This is a genomic window from Amycolatopsis sp. NPDC051071 (assembly GCF_040682875.1).
Taxonomy (GTDB): Bacteria; Actinomycetota; Actinomycetes; order Mycobacteriales; family Pseudonocardiaceae; genus Amycolatopsis.
In genome coordinates this window covers 55887-73912 of the sequence record NZ_JBFBBY010000016.1, presented here as the reverse complement: position 1 = coordinate 73912, position 18026 = coordinate 55887, and the positions used below count along the sequence as shown (strand labels likewise).

The 18026-nt window shown below is 67.9% G+C and carries 17 protein-coding genes and 1 pseudogene; 13 read left to right on the top strand and 5 right to left on the bottom strand.

From position 1 onward, the window contains the following. Positions 1–45 precede the first annotated feature (45 nt). Complete coding sequence (locus AB0M65_RS08455) at positions 46–657, top strand: TetR/AcrR family transcriptional regulator C-terminal domain-containing protein (RefSeq protein ID WP_364023478.1); 612 nt, start codon at positions 46–48, stop codon at positions 655–657. Here AB0M65_RS08455 and AB0M65_RS08450 read toward each other — a convergent pair. Beyond that, entirely contained in the window at positions 654–1088 is a 435-nt protein-coding gene (locus AB0M65_RS08450) for a hypothetical protein (protein WP_364023475.1), read from the bottom strand. The two genes, AB0M65_RS08455 and AB0M65_RS08450, sit on opposite strands and share 4 nt — an antisense overlap. Before the next feature lie 174 nt (positions 1089–1262). On the opposite strand from AB0M65_RS08450, the gene AB0M65_RS08445 reads away from it, so the two are divergent. The 5 genes and pseudogenes from AB0M65_RS08445 (at position 1263) to AB0M65_RS08425 (ending at position 6981) form a co-directional block, all read left to right on the top strand. After that, positions 1263–2984: a TIGR03767 family metallophosphoesterase gene (locus AB0M65_RS08445; protein ID WP_364023472.1), complete on the top strand. Its 1722-nt coding sequence runs from the start codon at positions 1263–1265 to the stop codon at positions 2982–2984. Positions 2985–3423: 439 nt separating this feature from the next. Continuing rightward, positions 3424–3670 (top strand): annotated as a pseudogene (locus AB0M65_RS08440) (PaaI family thioesterase); the annotation flags it as partial. A gap of 74 nt (positions 3671–3744) precedes the next feature. After that, a complete protein-coding gene (locus tag AB0M65_RS08435; RefSeq protein WP_364023469.1) occupies positions 3745–5010 on the top strand; it encodes a C39 family peptidase in 1266 nt (421 codons plus the stop codon). Between the two features lie 235 nt (positions 5011–5245). After that, positions 5246–6340, top strand: coding sequence for an S-(hydroxymethyl)mycothiol dehydrogenase (locus AB0M65_RS08430; RefSeq protein WP_364023466.1), 1095 nt, complete (start codon positions 5246–5248; stop codon positions 6338–6340). Further along, positions 6334–6981, top strand: a complete 648-nt coding sequence (locus AB0M65_RS08425) for a gamma-glutamylcyclotransferase (protein WP_364023463.1) — start codon at positions 6334–6336, stop codon at positions 6979–6981. The genes AB0M65_RS08430 and AB0M65_RS08425 overlap by 7 nt, the downstream gene beginning before the upstream one ends. Here AB0M65_RS08425 and AB0M65_RS08420 read toward each other — a convergent pair. After that, positions 6959–8578 (bottom strand): FAD-binding oxidoreductase, encoded by a 1620-nt coding sequence (locus tag AB0M65_RS08420; protein WP_364023460.1) that lies wholly within the window; start codon positions 8576–8578, stop codon positions 6959–6961. The two genes, AB0M65_RS08425 and AB0M65_RS08420, sit on opposite strands and share 23 nt — an antisense overlap. 97 nt (positions 8579–8675) lie before the next feature. Here AB0M65_RS08420 and AB0M65_RS08415 point away from each other — a divergent pair, with 97 nt between their 5' ends. The 7 genes from AB0M65_RS08415 (at position 8676) to AB0M65_RS08385 (ending at position 14022) form a co-directional block, all read left to right on the top strand. Then, positions 8676–9239 carry a TetR/AcrR family transcriptional regulator gene (locus tag AB0M65_RS08415; RefSeq protein WP_364023552.1) on the top strand — a complete coding sequence of 188 codons (564 nt, stop codon included), beginning with the start codon at positions 8676–8678 and terminating at the stop codon, positions 9237–9239. After that, the gene (locus tag AB0M65_RS08410; RefSeq protein WP_364023457.1) at positions 9236–10777 is read left to right on the top strand and encodes a glycerol-3-phosphate dehydrogenase/oxidase; all 1542 of its coding nucleotides are present in this window, start codon (positions 9236–9238) and stop codon (positions 10775–10777) included. The genes AB0M65_RS08415 and AB0M65_RS08410 overlap by 4 nt, the downstream gene beginning before the upstream one ends. 81 nt (positions 10778–10858) lie before the next feature. After that, positions 10859–11128 (top strand): helix-turn-helix transcriptional regulator, encoded by a 270-nt coding sequence (locus AB0M65_RS08405; RefSeq protein WP_364023454.1) that lies wholly within the window; start codon positions 10859–10861, stop codon positions 11126–11128. After that, positions 11125–11670 carry a hypothetical protein gene (locus tag AB0M65_RS08400; RefSeq protein WP_364023451.1) on the top strand — a complete coding sequence of 182 codons (546 nt, stop codon included), beginning with the start codon at positions 11125–11127 and terminating at the stop codon, positions 11668–11670. Before AB0M65_RS08405 ends, AB0M65_RS08400 begins: the two co-directional genes overlap by 4 nt. Next, positions 11667–11897 carry a hypothetical protein gene (locus AB0M65_RS08395; RefSeq protein ID WP_364023448.1) on the top strand — a complete coding sequence of 77 codons (231 nt, stop codon included), beginning with the start codon at positions 11667–11669 and terminating at the stop codon, positions 11895–11897. The genes AB0M65_RS08400 and AB0M65_RS08395 overlap by 4 nt, the downstream gene beginning before the upstream one ends. Further along, on the top strand, positions 11894–12835 hold the full coding sequence (locus AB0M65_RS08390; protein WP_364023549.1) for an ATP-binding cassette domain-containing protein: 942 nt from the start codon (positions 11894–11896) through the stop codon (positions 12833–12835). The genes AB0M65_RS08395 and AB0M65_RS08390 overlap by 4 nt, the downstream gene beginning before the upstream one ends. Further along, on the top strand, positions 12832–14022 hold the full coding sequence (locus AB0M65_RS08385) for an ABC transporter permease (protein ID WP_364023445.1): 1191 nt from the start codon (positions 12832–12834) through the stop codon (positions 14020–14022). Before AB0M65_RS08390 ends, AB0M65_RS08385 begins: the two co-directional genes overlap by 4 nt. Before the next feature lie 68 nt (positions 14023–14090). On the opposite strand, the gene AB0M65_RS08380 is transcribed toward AB0M65_RS08385, so the two are convergent. The 3 genes from AB0M65_RS08380 to AB0M65_RS08370 form a co-directional block, all read right to left on the bottom strand. Further along, the gene (locus AB0M65_RS08380) at positions 14091–15440 is read right to left on the bottom strand and encodes a deoxyribodipyrimidine photo-lyase (protein ID WP_364023442.1); all 1350 of its coding nucleotides are present in this window, start codon (positions 15438–15440) and stop codon (positions 14091–14093) included. Positions 15441–15572: 132 nt separating this feature from the next. After that, positions 15573–16889, bottom strand: a complete 1317-nt coding sequence (locus tag AB0M65_RS08375; protein ID WP_364023439.1) for a citrate synthase — start codon at positions 16887–16889, stop codon at positions 15573–15575. A 192-nt stretch (positions 16890–17081) separates the two neighbouring features. Beyond that, positions 17082–18023: a carbohydrate kinase gene (locus AB0M65_RS08370; RefSeq protein ID WP_364023436.1), complete on the bottom strand. Its 942-nt coding sequence runs from the start codon at positions 18021–18023 to the stop codon at positions 17082–17084. Positions 18024–18026 lie beyond the last annotated feature (3 nt).

The following is an 18026-nucleotide window of genomic DNA, read 5'->3' as shown; positions in this document are numbered from 1 at the left end:
CTCTATCAGTGATAGAGATAAATCTATCACTGATAGAGTCGTCGGGTGGCACGTAAAGGCTCGCTGGACCTCGCCAAGATCACCGGCGCGGCGGTCGCCCTGCTCGACGAGACGGGCCTCGCGGAGCTGAGCACCCGGCGGCTGGCGGCGAAACTCGGCGTCAGTTCGCCGACGCTCTACTGGCATGTGAAGGACAAGGCCGAACTGCTGGACCTGGTCGCCGAGGCGATCTGCGCCGACGCCTTCGAGATCGACCCGGACCTGCCTTGGCGCGAACAGCTCGCGAGCGGGCTCCGGCAATTCCGCGCGCTGCTGTTACGCCACCGGGACGCGGCCGCGTTGCTGCGGGAACGGCCGCCGACCGGACCGCACCGGCTGGGGCATATCGAAACGACCGTGCGAATACTGCTCGGCGCCGGCTTCTCCGAGGAGGACACGGCGGGGATTTCGCGGCTGCTCACCGCACACGTGCTCTCCTCGGTGGAATCGCTGCCCGCCCGCAAGCCGGACGAACGGTTCCTCGAACGGCTCGCGGGCTATCCGCATACGAGCAGGCTGGGCCCGGCTTTCGCGAAGCAGAGCGGTGAAGACGTATTCGAGCTGGGTGTCGAGGTCATCCTCGATGGACTGGCCGCCCGGCTCCAGCACACGCCCTAGTCGCCGGAAATACCCCAGATCGCCAGCTCCACGGCGATGTCGCCGTCGTAGAGCAACGCGCAACGCGCACTCCAGCGCGGCAGCGACTCATACGGCAGCCTGTTCTCCTTGGCGAGTTCGTCGAAGGCGGCGACAGACGGCTCCTCGGTACCGAAGGCGGCGCTGAGTTCGGCATCGGTCAAGGGCCGGATCGTGCCGAAGTCGTCCTCGCCCGTGGCCCCGACGAAGTGGTGGACGTCGAGCACGGAATGCGTGCCGCCTTCCAGGAAGGTCTCCGTCTCCTGCAACTCTTCGAGGGTGTCCGGCGGTTCGGTTTCGTCGTCCTGCCAGAGGTAGTCGTTCTCGGCGAAGACCCGCGCCTTGAGCGCCGTCAGCGCTCTTTCCGGATCACCGTCGAACCGGCCGCGATCCGACCAATACGAAGCACCCACGCCGACCGCCTCTCTTTGAGGGGCCAAGAGTAGCCGTGACCCCCGACAGTCCTTTCGCATTCGGCCGAACGTGACAAATTTTCGCATTACCCTTTTCTGGCGTTCACCCCACGGCTAACGTCGTCCGGCATCGTCCTTCCGCGACACCCACCCGCGACGGCTAGGGGCACCGCCATGTCCGAGATCTCCAGGCGCACCTTCACCGCGGCAGGCGCCGCCGGCGTCGGCCTGCTGCTCTGCACTCCGACCGCCAACGCGCTCGACCGGGCCTTGGCACGCACCACCAGCCGGGCGGTGCGTACCGCGGGCACCACGCTGGACTCCGCCGCCGCGCCGCTGAAAAGCGGTCCCGGCTACACCAGGCTGACCGCCGGACCGGGCTGGCCGCTCGTCGTCCGGGGCGACCTCGCCGCGCCGAAGTCCGGCCGCGACGACCGGCGCCGCGCCCTGGCCTCGTTCGCGCAGTTCACCGACCTGCACTTCACCGACGCCGAGAGCCCCGCGCGGTTCGAGTACCTGCACCCGTTCATCGGTTCGGCGCACCGGCCGCAGGAAACGCTGGGCCCGGTCGCGACGACGGCGCTCGTGGCGCGGGTGAACAGCCTGAAGGCGGGCCCGTTCACCGGGCGGGCGATCGATTTCATGGTGACCACCGGCGACAACACCGACAACCACGAGCTGATCGAGCTCGAATGGTTCCTCAAGGTGCTCAACGGCGGCACGGTGAACCCGGCGTCGGGCGACCCGGACACGCACGAAGGCGTCCAGACCTCGGGGTCGTCGCACTACTGGAACCCGGGCAAGACGCTGGACGACGACTACACGAAGAAGGGTTTCCCGCAGCTGCCCGGCCTCCTCGGCGCGGCGTCGGGCACGTTCACCTCACCCGGTCTCGACGTGCCGTGGTTCTGCACCTTCGGCAACCACGACGACAGCATCGTCGGCACACTGCCGGATCTGCCGGGGATGGACGCCTGGTACACCGGCCGTTTCAAGGTGATCGGCAAGGACGAGACGACGTCGAGGAAGATCGCCAAGGCGATCGACTCCGGCTCCGGCGTGCCGATCACGGAGCTGTTCGGCGGTTCGGGCACGATCCGCGAAATCACCCCGGACGCGCGACGGCGGCCGTTCAGCACCGCGGAATTCGTCCAGCACCACCTCGACGCGGCCAACACCGGCCCCGGCCCGGCCGGGCACGGGTTCAGCGGCGACAACGCCGACGGTCGGAACGTGTACTACACCTTCCGCGTCGCGCCGGGCGTCGTCGGCATCAGCCTCGACACCACGACGATGGCAGGCCTCGCCGACGGGTCGATCGGGCTCGGGCAGTTCACCTGGGTGGAGAACACACTCAAACGCGGCAGCTCGACGTACTACGACTTCTTCGGGCGCAAGGTCACGCAGAACGTGACGGACGAGCTGTTCCTCCTGTTCAGCCACCACACCAGCGGCACGATGGGCAACGTGCTGCCGGATGTGCGACATCCGCTGGAGCCCCGGCTGGACGGGAAGACGTTCGTGTCGCTGCTGAACCGGTTCCCGAACGTGCTCGCGTGGGTCAACGGGCATACGCACCGCAACAAGATCACCCCGCATCCCGGCAAGACGGCGAAACAGGGCTTCTGGGAGATCAACACCGCGTCGCATATCGACTTCCCGCAGCACGCGCGGATCATCGAGGTCGCCGACAACGCCGACGGCACCTTGTCGCTGTTCACGACCCTGATCGAGGCCGAAGCGCCGTACGAGGCGTCGTACTCGGACACCTCGACGCAAGCGCTTGCGTCGCTGTACCGGGAGTTCTCGTACAACGACATCCACGCCTCACTCACCGCCGTCGGCACGGCGCAAGACCAGAACACGGAACTCCTGCTGCCCCACCCGCTCGCCTGATCCGCCTTCACGCACGCGAGTTCCGCCTCCAAGCACGCGAGTCTCGCCTTCACGCACGCGAGTCTCGCCTTCACGCACGCAAGTCCCGGCTTCACGCACGCGAGTTCCGCCTTCAAGCACGCGAGTTCCGCCTTCACGCACGCAAGTCCCGGCTTCACGCACGCGAGTTCCGCCTTCACGCACGCAAGTCCCGCCTTCACGCACGCCAGTTCCGCCTCCAAGCACGCAAGTCCCGGCTTCACACACGCCAGTCGTCGTCGCTACCGGGCGTGGGGACGTAACTCGCGTGCTTAGGGACGTAACTCGCGTGCTTGAGGACGTAACTCGCGTGCTTGGGGGCGGGACTCGCGTGCCTGGGGACGCAACTCGCGTGCCTAGGGACGCAACTCGCGTGCTTGGGGGCGTAACTCGCGTGCTTGAAGGCGGAACACGGTTACCTCTGGCGCTCGCCGACTCGGCCGGTGCGGTCTGCGCGTTCCTCAACCTGCCCGAGGGCGGACAGGGCACGACGACCATCGAGTCGAAGACGAACTTCCTGCGGGCGGTCCGCTCCGGGCACGCGACGGCCACCGCGAAGCCGCTGCACGCCGGACGCCGGACGCAAGATCATCGTGGTGGAAACGGAAATCCACGACGACGCCGGGAAGCTGGTCGCGAAAGTGACACAGACTCAGGCCGTCTTGTAGTCGACTGTTTACATACCTCGCGCGACCGGCGAAAATCCCTTGCCTGGACTGGGCGGACCCTAGGGATGGAACCGATGCGCATACGAGGGCTGGTCACGCTGCTGACGATCGCGACGATGACCGCAGTGACGGCACAGGCGGCGGGGGCGAGCCCGGTGCGTCCAGGCGACGACGAGTCGATCGACTTCCACGACTGGTCCGGTCACCACGGTTTCCGTGACGGCAGGCTGGACGGGCTCGACCTCGATCACGGCGCACTGCGCATCGGCCACCCCATCGGCACCATCGAGCACACCGAACCCGTGCTGGGCACCACGAAGACCTACGAGTACGGCCGATGGACATCGCGGAGCCACACGCAGGGGTTCGACGCCTCGCAGCTGGTCGCGTCGTGGAACGCGCGGACGCCGGCCAAGACCTGGATCGAGATCGAGGCGAAGGGTCGCACGGCGGCGGGCGCCGAGACCATCTGGTACGTCATGGGCCGGTGGGCCAGTGGTGACGCCGACATCAAGCGCACCAGCGTCGACGGCCAGAGCGACGCCAACGCGGCCGTCGACGTCGACACGCTGGTCATGAAGGCGGGCGTCGCGCTGCGGTCGTACCAGCTGCGGGTCAGCCTGTACCGCGAGGCGGGCTCCCGCGCCACGCCGTCGATGACGTCCGTCAGCGCGATGACGTCGCTGGTCCCGGACCGTTTCGAGGTCAAGGCGACGAAACCGGGCCGCGCCACCGGGATCGAACTCAAGGTGCCCGCATACGCCCAGAACCTCCACAAAGGACAGTTCCCTCAATACGGCGGTGGCGGGGAGAACTGGTGCAGCCCGACGTCCACCGAAATGGTCGCCGAGTACTGGGGCAAACGGCCCAAGCGCGAGGACATGGCGTGGATCCCGGAGGGTTACGTCGATCCGACCGTCGCGTACGCTGCCCGCTACACGTTCGACTACGCCTACGACGGAACCGGTAACTGGCCGTTCAACACCGCGTACGCCGCTTCACTCGGACTGCGTGGGCACATCACCCGTTTGCACTCCTTGAACGAACTCGAAAACTACATCGCGCGTGGCATTCCGGTGATCACGTCGCAGTCGTTCAAGGCAGAGGAACTCGACGGCGCCGGCTATGGCACCTCCGGCCACATCATGGTCGTCGTCGGCTTCACGAAGGATGGTGACGTGATCGCCAACGATCCGGCTGCCAGCAGTAACGACCGGGTTCGAAACGTCTACAAGCGACACCAGTTCGAGACAATCTGGCAGCGTACCAAGCGGTACAACACCACCGGCGGGGTGTCCAGCGGGCCGGGTGGGGTGGCGTACATCATCACGCCGCACTGAATCAAGTCCGAGCGCGTCCGTTGAGGGTGGCGGCGGGGCATGGAAATCGATTCCGCGCGCGTCAGCGCGTCCGTTGAGGGTGGTGGCGGGGGCATGGATGGAGATTCCCCACTCTTGCGGATGTCGCGATCCGGGCTGGTTCCATGGCAAGCTGCATAGATCCCCCATCCGCGCGCGCCAACGCGTCCGTTGAGGGTGGTGGTGGGGGCATGGATGGACGAAGTCGGAGGTAGGCATGCCGTACGAGGTCCAGGGCGTCGTTTCGCGCGCCAAGGGTGAACCGGTCTCGCTGGAGTCCGTGACGGTGCCTGACCCAGGTCCGGGCGAGGCCGTCGTCTCGGTCAAGGCATGCGGTGTCTGCCATACGGACCTGCACTACCGGGAAGGCGGGATCAACGACGACTTCCCGTTCCTGCTCGGCCACGAGGCCGCCGGGTTCGTGGAGGCCGTCGGCGAAGGCGTCACGGACCTCGAACCGGGCGACTACGTGATCCTGAACTGGCGCGCGGTCTGCGGTACCTGCCGGGCCTGCCGCCGGGGCAGGCCCTGGTACTGCTTCTCGACGTTCAACGCCGCTCAGCCGATGACACTGGCCGACGGCACCGCCCTGTCACCGGCACTCGGTGTCGGTGCCTTTCTCGAAAAGACGCTCGTCCACAGTGGACAGTGCACGAAGGTCGACCCCGCCGCCGAACCCGCCGTCGCCGGGCTGCTCGGCTGCGGGGTGATGGCCGGTCTCGGCGCGGCACTGAACACCGGTGCGGTGAGCCGCGGCGATTCCGTCGCCGTCATCGGCTGCGGCGGGGTCGGCGACGCGGCCATCGCCGGGGCGAACCTCGCCGGAGCGGGGACCATCATCGCCGTCGACACCGACGAGCGGAAACTGGCCTGGGCCAAGGACTTCGGGGCCACGCACACGCTGAACAGCAAGGGGCTGAGCGAAGAACAGGTCGTCGAGGCGATCCAGGAGTTCACCGATTCCTTCGGCGCCGACGTCGTGATCGACGCGGTCGGCAGGCCCGAGACGTGGCGGCAAGCGTTCTATGGCCGCGATCTGGCGGGCACCGTGGTACTCGTCGGCGTCCCGGCCCCGGACATGCGGCTGGATCTGCCGCTGATCGACTTCTTCTCGCGCGGCGGCTCGCTCAAGTCGTCGTGGTACGGCGATTGCCTGCCCTCACGCGATTTCCCGCTGCTGATCGACCTCTACCTCCAAGGCAGGCTGCCGCTCGACAAGTTCGTCACCGAGCGGATCGCGCTCGACGGGGTCGAGCAGGCCTTCGAGCGGATGCACCGCGGGGACGTCCTGCGCAGCGTGGTGACGTGGTGAAACTCTTCACCGACGACGACTTCCCGGCCGACCCGTACCCTGGCGCGCGGCCCGGCCATTCGTTCGTGCACTTCGACGGCGCCGGGCACAGCCTCGACACCGCGCCGGAGGGCTGGCGCGAACGGCAGGCCGTCCTCGCCTACGGGTCGAACGCCTGCCCGTCCAAGATCACCTGGCTGCGGCGGCAGATGGGGCTGGAGGGCCCGGTCGTCGTCTGCCACGCGCGCTGCACCGACCTCGCCGCGGTATGGGCGTCCGGCCTGCGGTTCCGTGACGGGCAGCGGCCTGCCACCCTCGCCTCCGCACCGGGGGTGATCGAGGAACACGCCATCTGGTTCGCGACGCCGGGCCAGCTCGCCGTACTCGACGAATGCGAAGGCAACGGCCGGCGCTACCGCCTCGTGCGGCTGACAGCGCCCGCCATCACCCTCGACGACGGGACCGTGCTCGACGACGTGGTCGCCTACGTCGGCGCCGCGGACATCCGCCTGCCGATCCTGGTCGACGGGCAGCACATCCGCGTCGCCGACCTCGAACAACGCCGGGCCGCGGCCTTGGAGGGGATCCCGGCGCGCACGCACGGCCTCGACTGCACGCTCGTCGACGCCGGGAGCCTGCTCAGAGAAGCTTCCCGGGATTGAGGATCCCGGCCGGATCGACCACTTTCTTGGCCGCCCGCAACACCTCGACGCCGATCTCGCCGATTTCCGCCGCCAGATAAGGCGCGTGGTCGACACCGACGGCGTGGTGGTGCGAGATGGTGCCGATCCCGGTGATCGCCTCCGAAGCCGCCGCTTTCGCGCGCCGCCACTGGCCGATCGGGTCGGCTTCGTCGCGTGGGGTGAGCACGGTGAAGTACAGCGACGCACCCGTTTCATAGGCGTGCGAGATATGACACATGATGATGGCCCGGCCGAGGGTGGCGGTGAGCGCGGCGCGCACGGCGTCCCGAAGATCGCTCAACTCGGCCCAGTACGCCGCCGTCTCCAGGGTTTCGACGCAGACACCGTTGTCCATCAAGGCATCGCGCTGCCGTGGCCCGGAGAACCGGCCACGGCGCCAGGATTCGCCGAGTGCCGTTCCGATGCGGACCGCGCCGAATGGCTCCAGCACCCGGACGGTGTCCTGACGGCGTCGCGCGACCTCGCGTTTCGTCGCGCCTTCCCAGCCGACGATGAGCAGGCACGGTTTGGCGATCCCCCGCGCCTTGAGGTACCGGCGCAACGCCTTGGTCTTCCAGCTGTCGTTGAGTGCCAGCGAAACCTCGCTTTCGTCCACATCAGACAGTCGCGTGACGTCCGCGAGCACGTGCCGCTGGGCCAGTTCACGCATCGCGGCGGTGCCGTTCTCCCAGCCGTCCAGCACGTACCCCTCGTACCGGCGCACTTCCGGCACCGGGCGCACGCGGAGGGCGACCTCGGTGATCACGCCGAGTGTGCCTTCACTGCCGACGGCCAGCTGCCGCAGGTCGGGTCCGGCCGCCGACGCGGGCGCGACGCCGAGTTTCCACTCACCGCGCGGGGTCGCGAGCCGGACACCCGAAACCATGTCTTCGAACCGGCCGTAGCCCGACGACGCCTGCCCGGCCGACCGGGTCGCGGCGAATCCGCCGATGGTGGCGCGCTCGTAGGACTGCGGCACGTGCCCGAGGGTGAACCCGTGCGTGGCGAGCAGCCGGTCCGCCTCGGGGCCGGTGACCCCCGCTTGCAGGACGGCGATCCGCGACATCGGGTCGACGGAGACCAGCTCGTCGAGCCTGGTGAGGTCGAGGGCGATCACCGCGGTCTTGTCCCCACGCAACGCCGAAACCCCGCCGACCACCGACGTCCCGCCGCCGAACGGCACCACGCCGACGTCGTGCCGCGCGCAGATCTCCAGTACCGACTGGACCTCGTCGGGGTTTCCCGGCAGGACGACCGCGTCCGGCACCGGGAAATCACCGAACCCCCGGCGCCGCACCAGGTCCAGATAGGACAAGCCGCTTGCCCGCGCGAGCCTCGACCCCGGTGACAGCAGGACGTGCTCGGTGCCGACGACGTCCTCGATGTCCCGTTTCGGCTGTTCCGCCAGCGCCGATCCGGGAACGGACAAGGCCGAATCCGGCGCGAACGGCGCCACCGGGGCCAGCGGGCCGATACGCTGGACGAGCCACCGCAACGCCTTCGCCGGTAAGTGTGCCGCGTCACCGGCTTCAGCCGTCCAGGACCGTCTTAACCGGTGGTCAATAAGCTCCGTCACGACTACAGTGTTACATATGGACGTAAAACGTCACTCACCTGCGGAAACAGGCGCTTCGGCACTGGCGGACACCCGATCCCGCCAGGCCTCCACGCGCGTGTCCGACGACGTTCTGCTCGACGCGGCGAAGAAGTGCGTTCTCGCCGTCGGCGTGAGGCGGACCACGCTCGCGGAGATAGCGCGGACCGCGAAGGTCAGCCGGATGACCGTCTACCGGCGGTTCCCGGATGTACGCAGTGTGCTCGCGTCCTTGATGACCCGTGAGTTCGGCGGCCTGCTGCAGGGCGCCGCCGAACCGGGCGCGGAACCGGCCAACTACCGCGAGCGCCTCGTGCGGAGCTCCGCGAACGCCGTCGCCGCGCTTTCCGGCGACGCGCTGTTCCGCACCCTGCTGGACCTGGATCCCGAACTCGTCCTGCCCTACGTCGTCGAACGCCTCGGCAAGACCCAGCGATTCGCCGAGGGCGTGATCCTGCATCTGCTGAAGTCCGGGCACGAGGACGGCTCGATTCGCAAGGGTGACCTGCCTGCCCAGGCACGGACCCTGTTGCTGCTGATCCAGTCCTTCGCGTTCTCCCTGCGTCCCGCGACCGCGGATGTGAACGAAGAAAACCTGATGGCGGAGTTCACCCAGGTGCTCGACGCGGCGTTGCGCCCGTGACGCCGGGCTCGCTCAACGCCCTGCGCCGTGAGCGGGAACTCGCGGCGCTGGCCGGTGGTGAGCGGGTCGACCTGGCGGTGATCGGTGGCGGCGTCACCGGCGCGGGGATCGCGCTGGACGCGGCCGCACGCGGGCTCTCGGTGGCTCTGATCGAGGCGTACGACCTGGCATACGGGACGTCGCGCTGGTCGAGCAAGCTGGTGCACGGCGGGCTCCGTTACCTCGCCAAGGGCGACTTGGCGCTGGCGCATGAGAGCGCCGTCGAACGCGGGATACTGATGACCCGGACCGCGCCGCATCTCACCAGGGCGATCCCGCAGCTGTTCCCCTTGTACCGCAAGACCTCCCGTGGTCAGCAGGCGTTCATCATGACCGGGCTGGTGGCGGGTGACGGTCTCCGTCGCGCCGCCGGCACTCCCGCGTCCGTGCTGCCGAGGCCGCGGTCGATCCCGGCGGCGGAAGCGCTGGCGCTCGCTCCCGGCCTGTCCCCGCACGGCCTGCGTGGCGCGCTGCTGGCCTACGACGGCGCGCTGACCGACGACGCGCGGCTCGTGGTGAGCCTGGCACGCACGGCGGCGTCGCGTGGCGCGAAGATCCTGACCAGGGTCGAGGCGCTGCGGCTCGACGCGGGTTCGGTGCTGGCCCGCGACCGGCTGACCGGGCAGGAAGTGGGGATCCAGGCCGCTCAGGTGATCAACGCGACCGGCGTCTGGGCAGGCGAACTGGCGGAATGCGTTCGGCTGCGGCCGTCACGTGGTTCGCACCTCGTGCTCGCGGCCGGGGCCGCGCGGATCGGCGCGACGTCGGTCAACGTACCCGTTCCCGGCGAGAACAACCGGTTCGTCTTCCTGCTGCCGCAACCCGACGGCCGCGTGTTCATCGGCGTCACCGACGAACCGACGGACGGCCCGATCCCCCGCGTGCCGACCGTGCCGGAGTCCGATGTGGATTTCCTGCTCGAAGTGGCCTCGACCGCGTTCACCCGCCCGCTGACCCGGTCCGACGTCGTCGGTTCGTACGCCGGGCTCCGGCCGCTGGTCGAGGGCGGCGGCGGGCGCAGCGCGGATCTCTCGCGCAAGCACGCGGTGGTGACCGGCGGGAACGGCGTGCTCACCGTTGTCGGCGGCAAGCTGACGACGTATCGGAAGATGGCCGAGGACGCCGTCGACGCCGCGTTGAAGCAGTCCGGGTTGCCTGCCGGTCCTTCGACGACCTCACGGCTTCCCTTGCTGGGTGCGGCACCTCGGAATCGTCTGTCCTCTGTGGACGCTCCAGCCCGGCTCGTGGCGAAGTACGGCACCGAGGCACCCCGGATCGCGGCACTCGGCGAAGTCGACCCGGAACTGGGCCTGCCGCTGTTCGACGGGACCGAGATCAGCGCCGCCGAGGTCGTCTGGGCCGTGCGGCACGAAGGCGCTCTTGACGTCGAGGACGTCTTGGAGCGCCGCACCCGGCTCGGCTTGGTCGCCCCTGATGCCGAGGCGGCCCGCTCCCGCGTCCAGGAACTGGTCGGCAAGTCCCTCGCCGGCCTCTCCTGACCCTTCGCCTTTGGTGACCTACTTACGGTGAAGTGCGTCCCAAACTTGACGAGTCGTTGGGTTTTTGCAACAGTATGTTCCATGAGCCCGGTCAGACGCGGCAAAGAGCTGCCGATCTACAACCGGCTCCCCGTACTCCGGGCGGAGCGCGGGCTGAGCAGGGCCGCGCTCGCGGCGGCGGTCGAGGTCAACCCGCAGACCATCGGCGCGCTCGAACGGGGGGACCACTACCCGAGCCTCGACCTGGCGTTCCGCATCTGCGCGTTGTTCGACCTCCCGGTCGAGGCCGTGTTCAGCCGCGAACCGTTCACGCCACTGTCCACTCAGGTCTACCGGGAGGGGGGAACATGAGCGAGAACCAGGGCTGGCTGGCCGCACGCTGGGAACGTCAGCTGGAGCGCTTCGAAGAAGTGGAACGCAAACGTGCCCGGAAGCTGCCGACCTGGCGTACGCGGAAGCGGCGCCGTCAGCTGGCCTTGCTCGTGGTCCTCGGGAACCTGATGCTGCTCGTAGGCGCTTCGCTGTTCGTCACGCGGCAGGGGCCGATCTTCTTCGGGCTCTGGTTCGGCGGCGCCCTGATCGCCGGGACCGCCCACTGGCTGCTGCGCATCCTCACCGGCAAGATGAGCGGCGGCTTCTCGCTCCGGCTCGACGAACGCGAACGCGAGATGCGCCACCGGGTCACCTATGTCAGCTACCAGCTCCTGGTCGGCCTGATGATGGCCGGGATGGCCTACGCGATCGTCATCTCGAATACGGAGGACGCGGGTTTCCGCATCGCCCTGATGCTGACCGCGTTGCTGCTCACCGGGACCACGTCGGCGGCGACGATCCTCGGCTGGACACTGCCGGACGACGACCCGGAAGACTACGAGGGGGTGGACCCGGGATGACCGGGAACAAGCGGAGTTACAAGGTGTCGATCGGAGTGGTCGCCGTCGCATTGGTGGCGGGGGGTGTGTTCGCCGGTGCGGCGAGGGCCGTATTGGTTTACCGGGCCACGTCGGTGATGAGCAACGTGGATCTGGACGGATTGGCACAACGGAACCGCACGGTCTCCGGCGTCTATCGGGGAATCACGGCGCTGGTGCGGTATCTGGAGGAGGGGAAGTGGAAATGACCGAGGGGAAACTGGAGATCGACCGGATCTCCAAGAGTTACGGCTCGAAGCCCGCGTTGAACGAGGTGAGTTTCGAGGTACAGCCCGGCGAACTGTACGGGTTCGTCGGCAGCAACGGGGCGGGCAAGACCACCACGATGCGGATCGTGCTCGGGGTACTGGCCGCCGACTCCGGCGAGGTGCGGCTCGGCGGCGCGCCGATCACGCACGAGACCCGCACGCATATCGGGTACATGCCGGAAGAACGCGGGCTGTACCCGAAGATGAAGGTGCTGGAGCAGCTGGTGTACCTCGCCGAACTGCACGGGATGTCGGCCAACGACGCCCACCGCAGCGCGGAGAACTGGATTTCCCGGCTCGGCATCGCCGAACGCCGCAAGGACGAGGTCCAGAAACTGAGCCTCGGCAACCAGCAGCGTGTGCAGCTCGCCGCGGCGCTGGTGCACGACCCGCGGGTGCTGGTGCTGGACGAGCCGTTCTCCGGCCTCGACCCGCTGGCCGTCGACGTGATGAGCGGTGTGCTGCGGGAGAAGGCCGCGACCGGGGTGCCGGTGGTGTTCTCCAGTCACCAGCTGGATCTGGTGGAGCGGCTGTGCGACCGGGTCGGCATCATCCGAAGTGGACGGATGGTCGCTTCCGGCACCGTCGGTGAATTGACCGCCGGCGCGGGCAACGGTCTCGCCGTCACCGCGCCGAACGCGGCACCCGGCTGGGCGGCGGCCGTCCCCGGCGTGCGGGTGGTCGGGCAGAACGGCCCGACGACGATCCTCGAACTCGAACCGCACGCCGACGACCAGGCCGTGCTGGCCGCGGCACTGGCCACCGGCCCGGTCACCGAGTTCACCAAGCGCAGGCGTTCGCTGACCGAGCTGTTCCGCGACGCCGTCGCTGAAAAGCCCGCCACCGAACGGCCAGCCGCACAGGGAGTTTCCGCATGAACACCGTCTCCTCCTGGCGCGCGGTCTGGCTCATCGCCAAACGCGAGCTGAACACCCGGCTGCGCACCCGGTCCTTCGTGGTCGGCACCGCCGTCCTGCTGGTCATGCTGATGGGTTACGTCCTGCTGCAGTCGACCCTGATCAGCTCCGGGGAGAAGAGCAAGATCGGGCTCACCGGGCAGGCCGCCGGGATCGCGCAGCAGCTCCAGACGGCGGGCACGGCGATCGGCGAGAAGATCGAGACCGTCACCATCGCCGATCCGGCGGAGGGCCGGTCACAGGTCGAGAACGGCGATCTCGACGCGTTGCTGTCCGGCAACGCCACCGAGCTGAAGGTACTCGTCAAATCCGAATTGGACACCAAGCTGAAGTCCCTGCTGACCGGTGTCTCGCAGCAGGAAGTGCTGAAGGGCAAGCTTTCCGAAAGCGTCGAGAACCCGGATCAGGTGCTGCGCACGGTCGCCGACACCCAGGTCGAGGTCGACTCGATCAAACCGGCGGATCCGGAGAAGGCCCAGCGGATGGTGATCGGGCTGATCGTGGCGGTGCTGCTGTACATGAGCATCGTGACCTACGGGACGCTCGTGGCGCAGGGTGTGGTCGAGGAGAAGTCCAGCCGGGTCGTGGAGATCCTGCTGTCCACCGTCCGGCCATGGCATTTGTTGCTGGGCAAGGTGATCGGGCTCGGCCTGGTCGGGCTGACGCAGCTGGTGATCATCGGCGGCGCCGGGTTGATCGTCGCGTCGGCGACCAACGTGCTGACGTTGTCCGGGGTCGCGACGAGCGCGCTGCTGTGGGGGGTGGTGTGGTACCTGCTCGGATTCCTGTTGTACGCCACCGTCTACGGCGCGATGGGCTCCCTGGTCTCCCGGCAGGAGGACACCCAGTCGGTCATCGGCCCGGTCAACATCGTGCTGATCCTCGGCTTCGTCGTCGGATTCAACCTGCTGGCGCAGTCCCCGGAAGGCACGGGCACGCAGATCCTTTCGCTGGTGCCGCTGCTTTCGCCGGTGCTCATGCCCGCCCGGATCGCGGCCGGGACCGTCGAAGTGTGGGAGATCGCGCTCTCGCTGGGGCTGACAGTGGGCGCCATCGCGCTGTTCACCTGGCTGGGCGCGCGGATCTACCAGAACAGCGTCCTGCGGGTCGGCAGCCGGATCAAGCTGACCGAGGCACTGAAGGGCTGACGTTCCGCGCGTGAAGGCCCCCTTCCCTCGGTCATGGCTTTGAGTGACCAGCCGAGGGAAGGGGGCCTTCACACGCTTTTGATGGCACCGTAGCGCTCAAGGGCGACCTGGCGTTCGTGCGCGTGGTCGACCATGGGTGCGGGATAGCCTGGCGCGCCGGTGGGTTTGTGCGCGGCTTTCCCTTGTAGGGAACGGAGTTCGGGAACGTAACGGCGGACGTACTCGCCGGAGGGGTCGAACTTCTCCCCCTGAGTGGTCGGGTTGAAGACCCGGAAGTACGGCGCGGCGTCGGTACCGCTGCCGGCGACCCACTGCCAGTTCAGCTGGTTCGACGCGAGATCGCCGTCGACCAGATGCTTCATGAAATGCCGCGCGCCGAGCCACCACGGCAGGTGCAGATCCTTGACAAGGAAACTCGCCACGATCATCCGGACGCGGTTGTGCATCCAGCCCTCGGCGAGCAACTGGCGCATCCCGGCGTCGACGATCGGGAACCCGGTGCGTCCCTCGCACCACCGCTCGAAGGCCTCGGGGTCGTTCTCGTATGCCATGGCGTCGAACCGGGAATCGTAGTTCTTCCGCGCGGTTTCGGGGCGGTGCCACAGGACGTCGGCATGGAACTCGCGCCACGCGAACTCCCCGCGTAACGACGTCGCCCCGGCACCCTCGTTCCCGGCGAGGTCCGCCAGCAGCGTGCGCGGGTGGACGCAACCCCAGCGCAGATACGGCGAAAGCCTTGTGGTGCCAGGACGATCCGGTCGGTCACGGTCCTCGTCGTAGGTCTCGATCCCGTCATCGAGGAACTCGTGCCAGCGAGCCAGCGCCGCCTCCTCGCCGGGCTCTGGCAGCTCCATCCCTTTGAGGGAAGGGGGTTTCGGGAGGTTGACCGACCGAGGTGGCTCAACCCAGTCCACTATGGACTTTCCGGTGTCCGCGGGCCGAGGCTGGACTTGCCGCACCCAGGCACGATAGAACGGGGTGAAGACGCGATACGGGTCGCCGTCCGGTTTGGTGATCCGGCCAGGGGTGATCGCGTACGGAGATCCCGTCTCGACCCACGCGATGTCGTGCCCTGCCAACGCTTTCGCGACTTCGGCGTCCCGGCGGCGACCGTACGGTCCGGTGTCCGCGCTGACGTGCACCGCCGCGGCGCCGATCGCGCGCGCCGCTTTGACGACCTCCTCGGCCGGGGTGCCCTTGACGAGCATCAGACGTCCGCCGAGCTGGTCGTCGAGTGCCTTCAGGCAGCCGTGCAGGAACGCGACGCGCGGGGCGCCGGACGGTTTGAGGAGCGCGTCGTCGAGGACGTACAGCGCGAGGACGTGCTTGCTGTGCTTCGACGCCTCCAGCAGGGCGGCGTGGTCGGCAAGCCGGAGGTCACGGCGGAACCACAGCACTACCGAGGCTTCTTTGGTCACTCCGGGAACCCTAAGCGCTTCGGTGACCGGGCGCAGTCCCAGTCCCCCGATGTCATGAAAGGGTCTTTCCTGACAAATTTCGTCAGGAAAGACCCTTTCATGACACTTGCGGGAGGCGAGCCGGAGCCGGGATCAGCGCTCCGAGATCGGCGCGTAGTTCCGCTCGGCCGAGCCGGTGTAGATCTGCCGCGGGCGGCCGATCTTGGTGGCCGGGTCCTGGATCATCTCGCGCCAGTGCGCGATCCAGCCCGGCAGGCGGCCGAGCGCGAACAGCACGGTGAAGTACTTGGTCGGGAAGCCGAGCGCCCGGTAGATCAGGCCGGTGTAGAAGTCGACGTTCGGGTACAGCTTCCGCTCGATGAAGTAGTCGTCCGAGAGCGCGGTCTCTTCCAGCTTCTTCGCGATGTCGAGCAGCTGGTCGCCGCCCTTGAGCTTCGAGAGGATGTCGTCCGCGGTGTTCTTGATGATCTTCGCGCGCGGGTCGTAGTTCTTGTAGACCCGGTGCCCGAAGCCCATCAGGCGGACACCCTTTTCCTTGTTCTTCACGCGGTTGACGAAGTTCTCGACGTCACCGCCGTCGGCCTTGATGCCCTCGAGCATGTCCAGCACCGCGCTGTTGGCGCCACCGTGCAGCGGGCCGAAGAGCGCGTTGATGCCCGCCGAGATCGAGGCGAACAGGTTCGCCTCGGAGGAACCGACGAGGCGCACGGTCGAGGTGGAGCAGTTCTGCTCGTGGTCGGCGTGCAGGATGAACAGCAGGTCGAGCGCCTTGGCGACGTCCGGGTCGACCTCGTAGGGCTCGGCCGGGAAGCCGAAGGTCATCCGCAGGAAGTTCTCGACAAGGCCGAGCGAGTTGTCCGGGTACAGCAGCGGCTGGCCGACGGACTTCTTGTACGCGTACGCGGCCAGGGTCGGGACCTTGGCCAGCAGGCGGATGGTGGACAGCTCCACGTTCGGTTCGTCGAACGGGTTGAGCGAGTCCTGGTAGAAGGTCGACAGCGCCGATACCGCGCTGGAGAGCACCGGCATCGGGTGCGCGTCGCGCGGGAAGCCGCTGAAGAAGGCCTTGAGGTCTTCGTGCAGCAGGGTGTGGCGCTGGATCTTCTCGGTGAACTCGGACAACTGCGTCTCGGTCGGCAGCTGGCCGTAGATCAGCAGGTACGAGACCTCGATGAAGGTCGACTTCTCGGCCAGCTGCTCGATCGGGTACCCGCGGTAGCGCAGGATGCCGGCGTCACCGTCGATGTAGGTGATGGCCGAGGACGCGGCGCCGGTGTTCACGAACCCGGGGTCGTGGGTGATGTACCCGGTCGTCGCCAGCAGCTTCCCCAGCTCGATCCCAGGCGCACCCTCGACCGGGTGGATCACCTTGAACTCGTGCTCGCCATTGGGCAGGCGCAGCGTCGCGGTTTCGCCGGACTGCCCCGCAGCCGTCGTCGCGTCGGACATGTAAGTCCCTCTCACGTTCAGCACGGGCCGGCGGCGCCTGTAGGTTCCACAGGTACGCCCTCTTTCACGCGCGCGACCCACGGCCTCGCTGCACACCGCCCCGCTGGGGTATGAATTCCCCACCACGCTAGTCGAGAACGGGGTCAACGCGCAGCGGGTGAGTTGCTCATTACGGCCCCTTTGGGACCAGGTTCACACAGCGGATGCCATATCCTGCGCCGTCGGCGGTTCCGCCCCACTCCGTGAGACGGTGATCGACGCCGCTTTCGCCGCGAATTCGAGCGCCGAACGCCAGCCGCCGGCGTCGACAGTGGACAAATCGCGCACCTCGTTGGAGTACAGCCACGCGAGCAAGGCGCCTTGCACCGTGTCCCCGGCACCGATGGTGTCGACGACGGCGACTCGGCGTGACGGGACCCTGGCGATTTCCCCCGCCTGTGTGATGACGGACAATCCCTGCGCGCCGCGGGTCAGCACCACGGCATCGACACCGTGAGAGGTCCAGACCTTTGCCGCCTCGATCGGATCAGCGCCCTCGGTGAGCCATTCCGTGTCGTCGTCGGAGATCTTGAGCAGCCGGACATGCGGCAGCCACGACTCGAACCGCGCCCGGTAAGCCGCCGGATCGGCGATCAGCGCCGCACGGATGTTCGGGTCGAGGACGGTCAGGACCCCTCGCGCGGATTCGCGGCGCAACACGGTTTCGTACGTGCTCGCACCCGGTTCCAGGACCATGCCGAGCGTGCCGAGCGAGAGCGCCGTCACATTGTCCGGCAGCGGGCCGGGATCGCCGACGAGCCTGTCCGCGGTGCCCTCGGTGTAGAAGGTGTACCGCGCGGAACCCTTTTCGTCGAGTGCGACCACGGCCAGCGTCGTCGGCTCGTTTCCCCGCTGCAGCAAGGCGGTGCCGACTCCGGAGGCGTGCAGCCGGTCCACCAGCGCGACCCCGAAGCGATCTTCGGAGACACGCGAGAAGAAGCCCGTCGGGACGCCGAGCCTGCCGGCGGCGAGCGCGACGTTGTAGGGACCACCACCCATCCGGGGCAGCAACGCGTGCAACCCACCGTCCACTGTGGAATCCAACGGTTCACCAGGAACGAGGTCGACCAGCGCCTCTCCACCCACCACGATCACGGG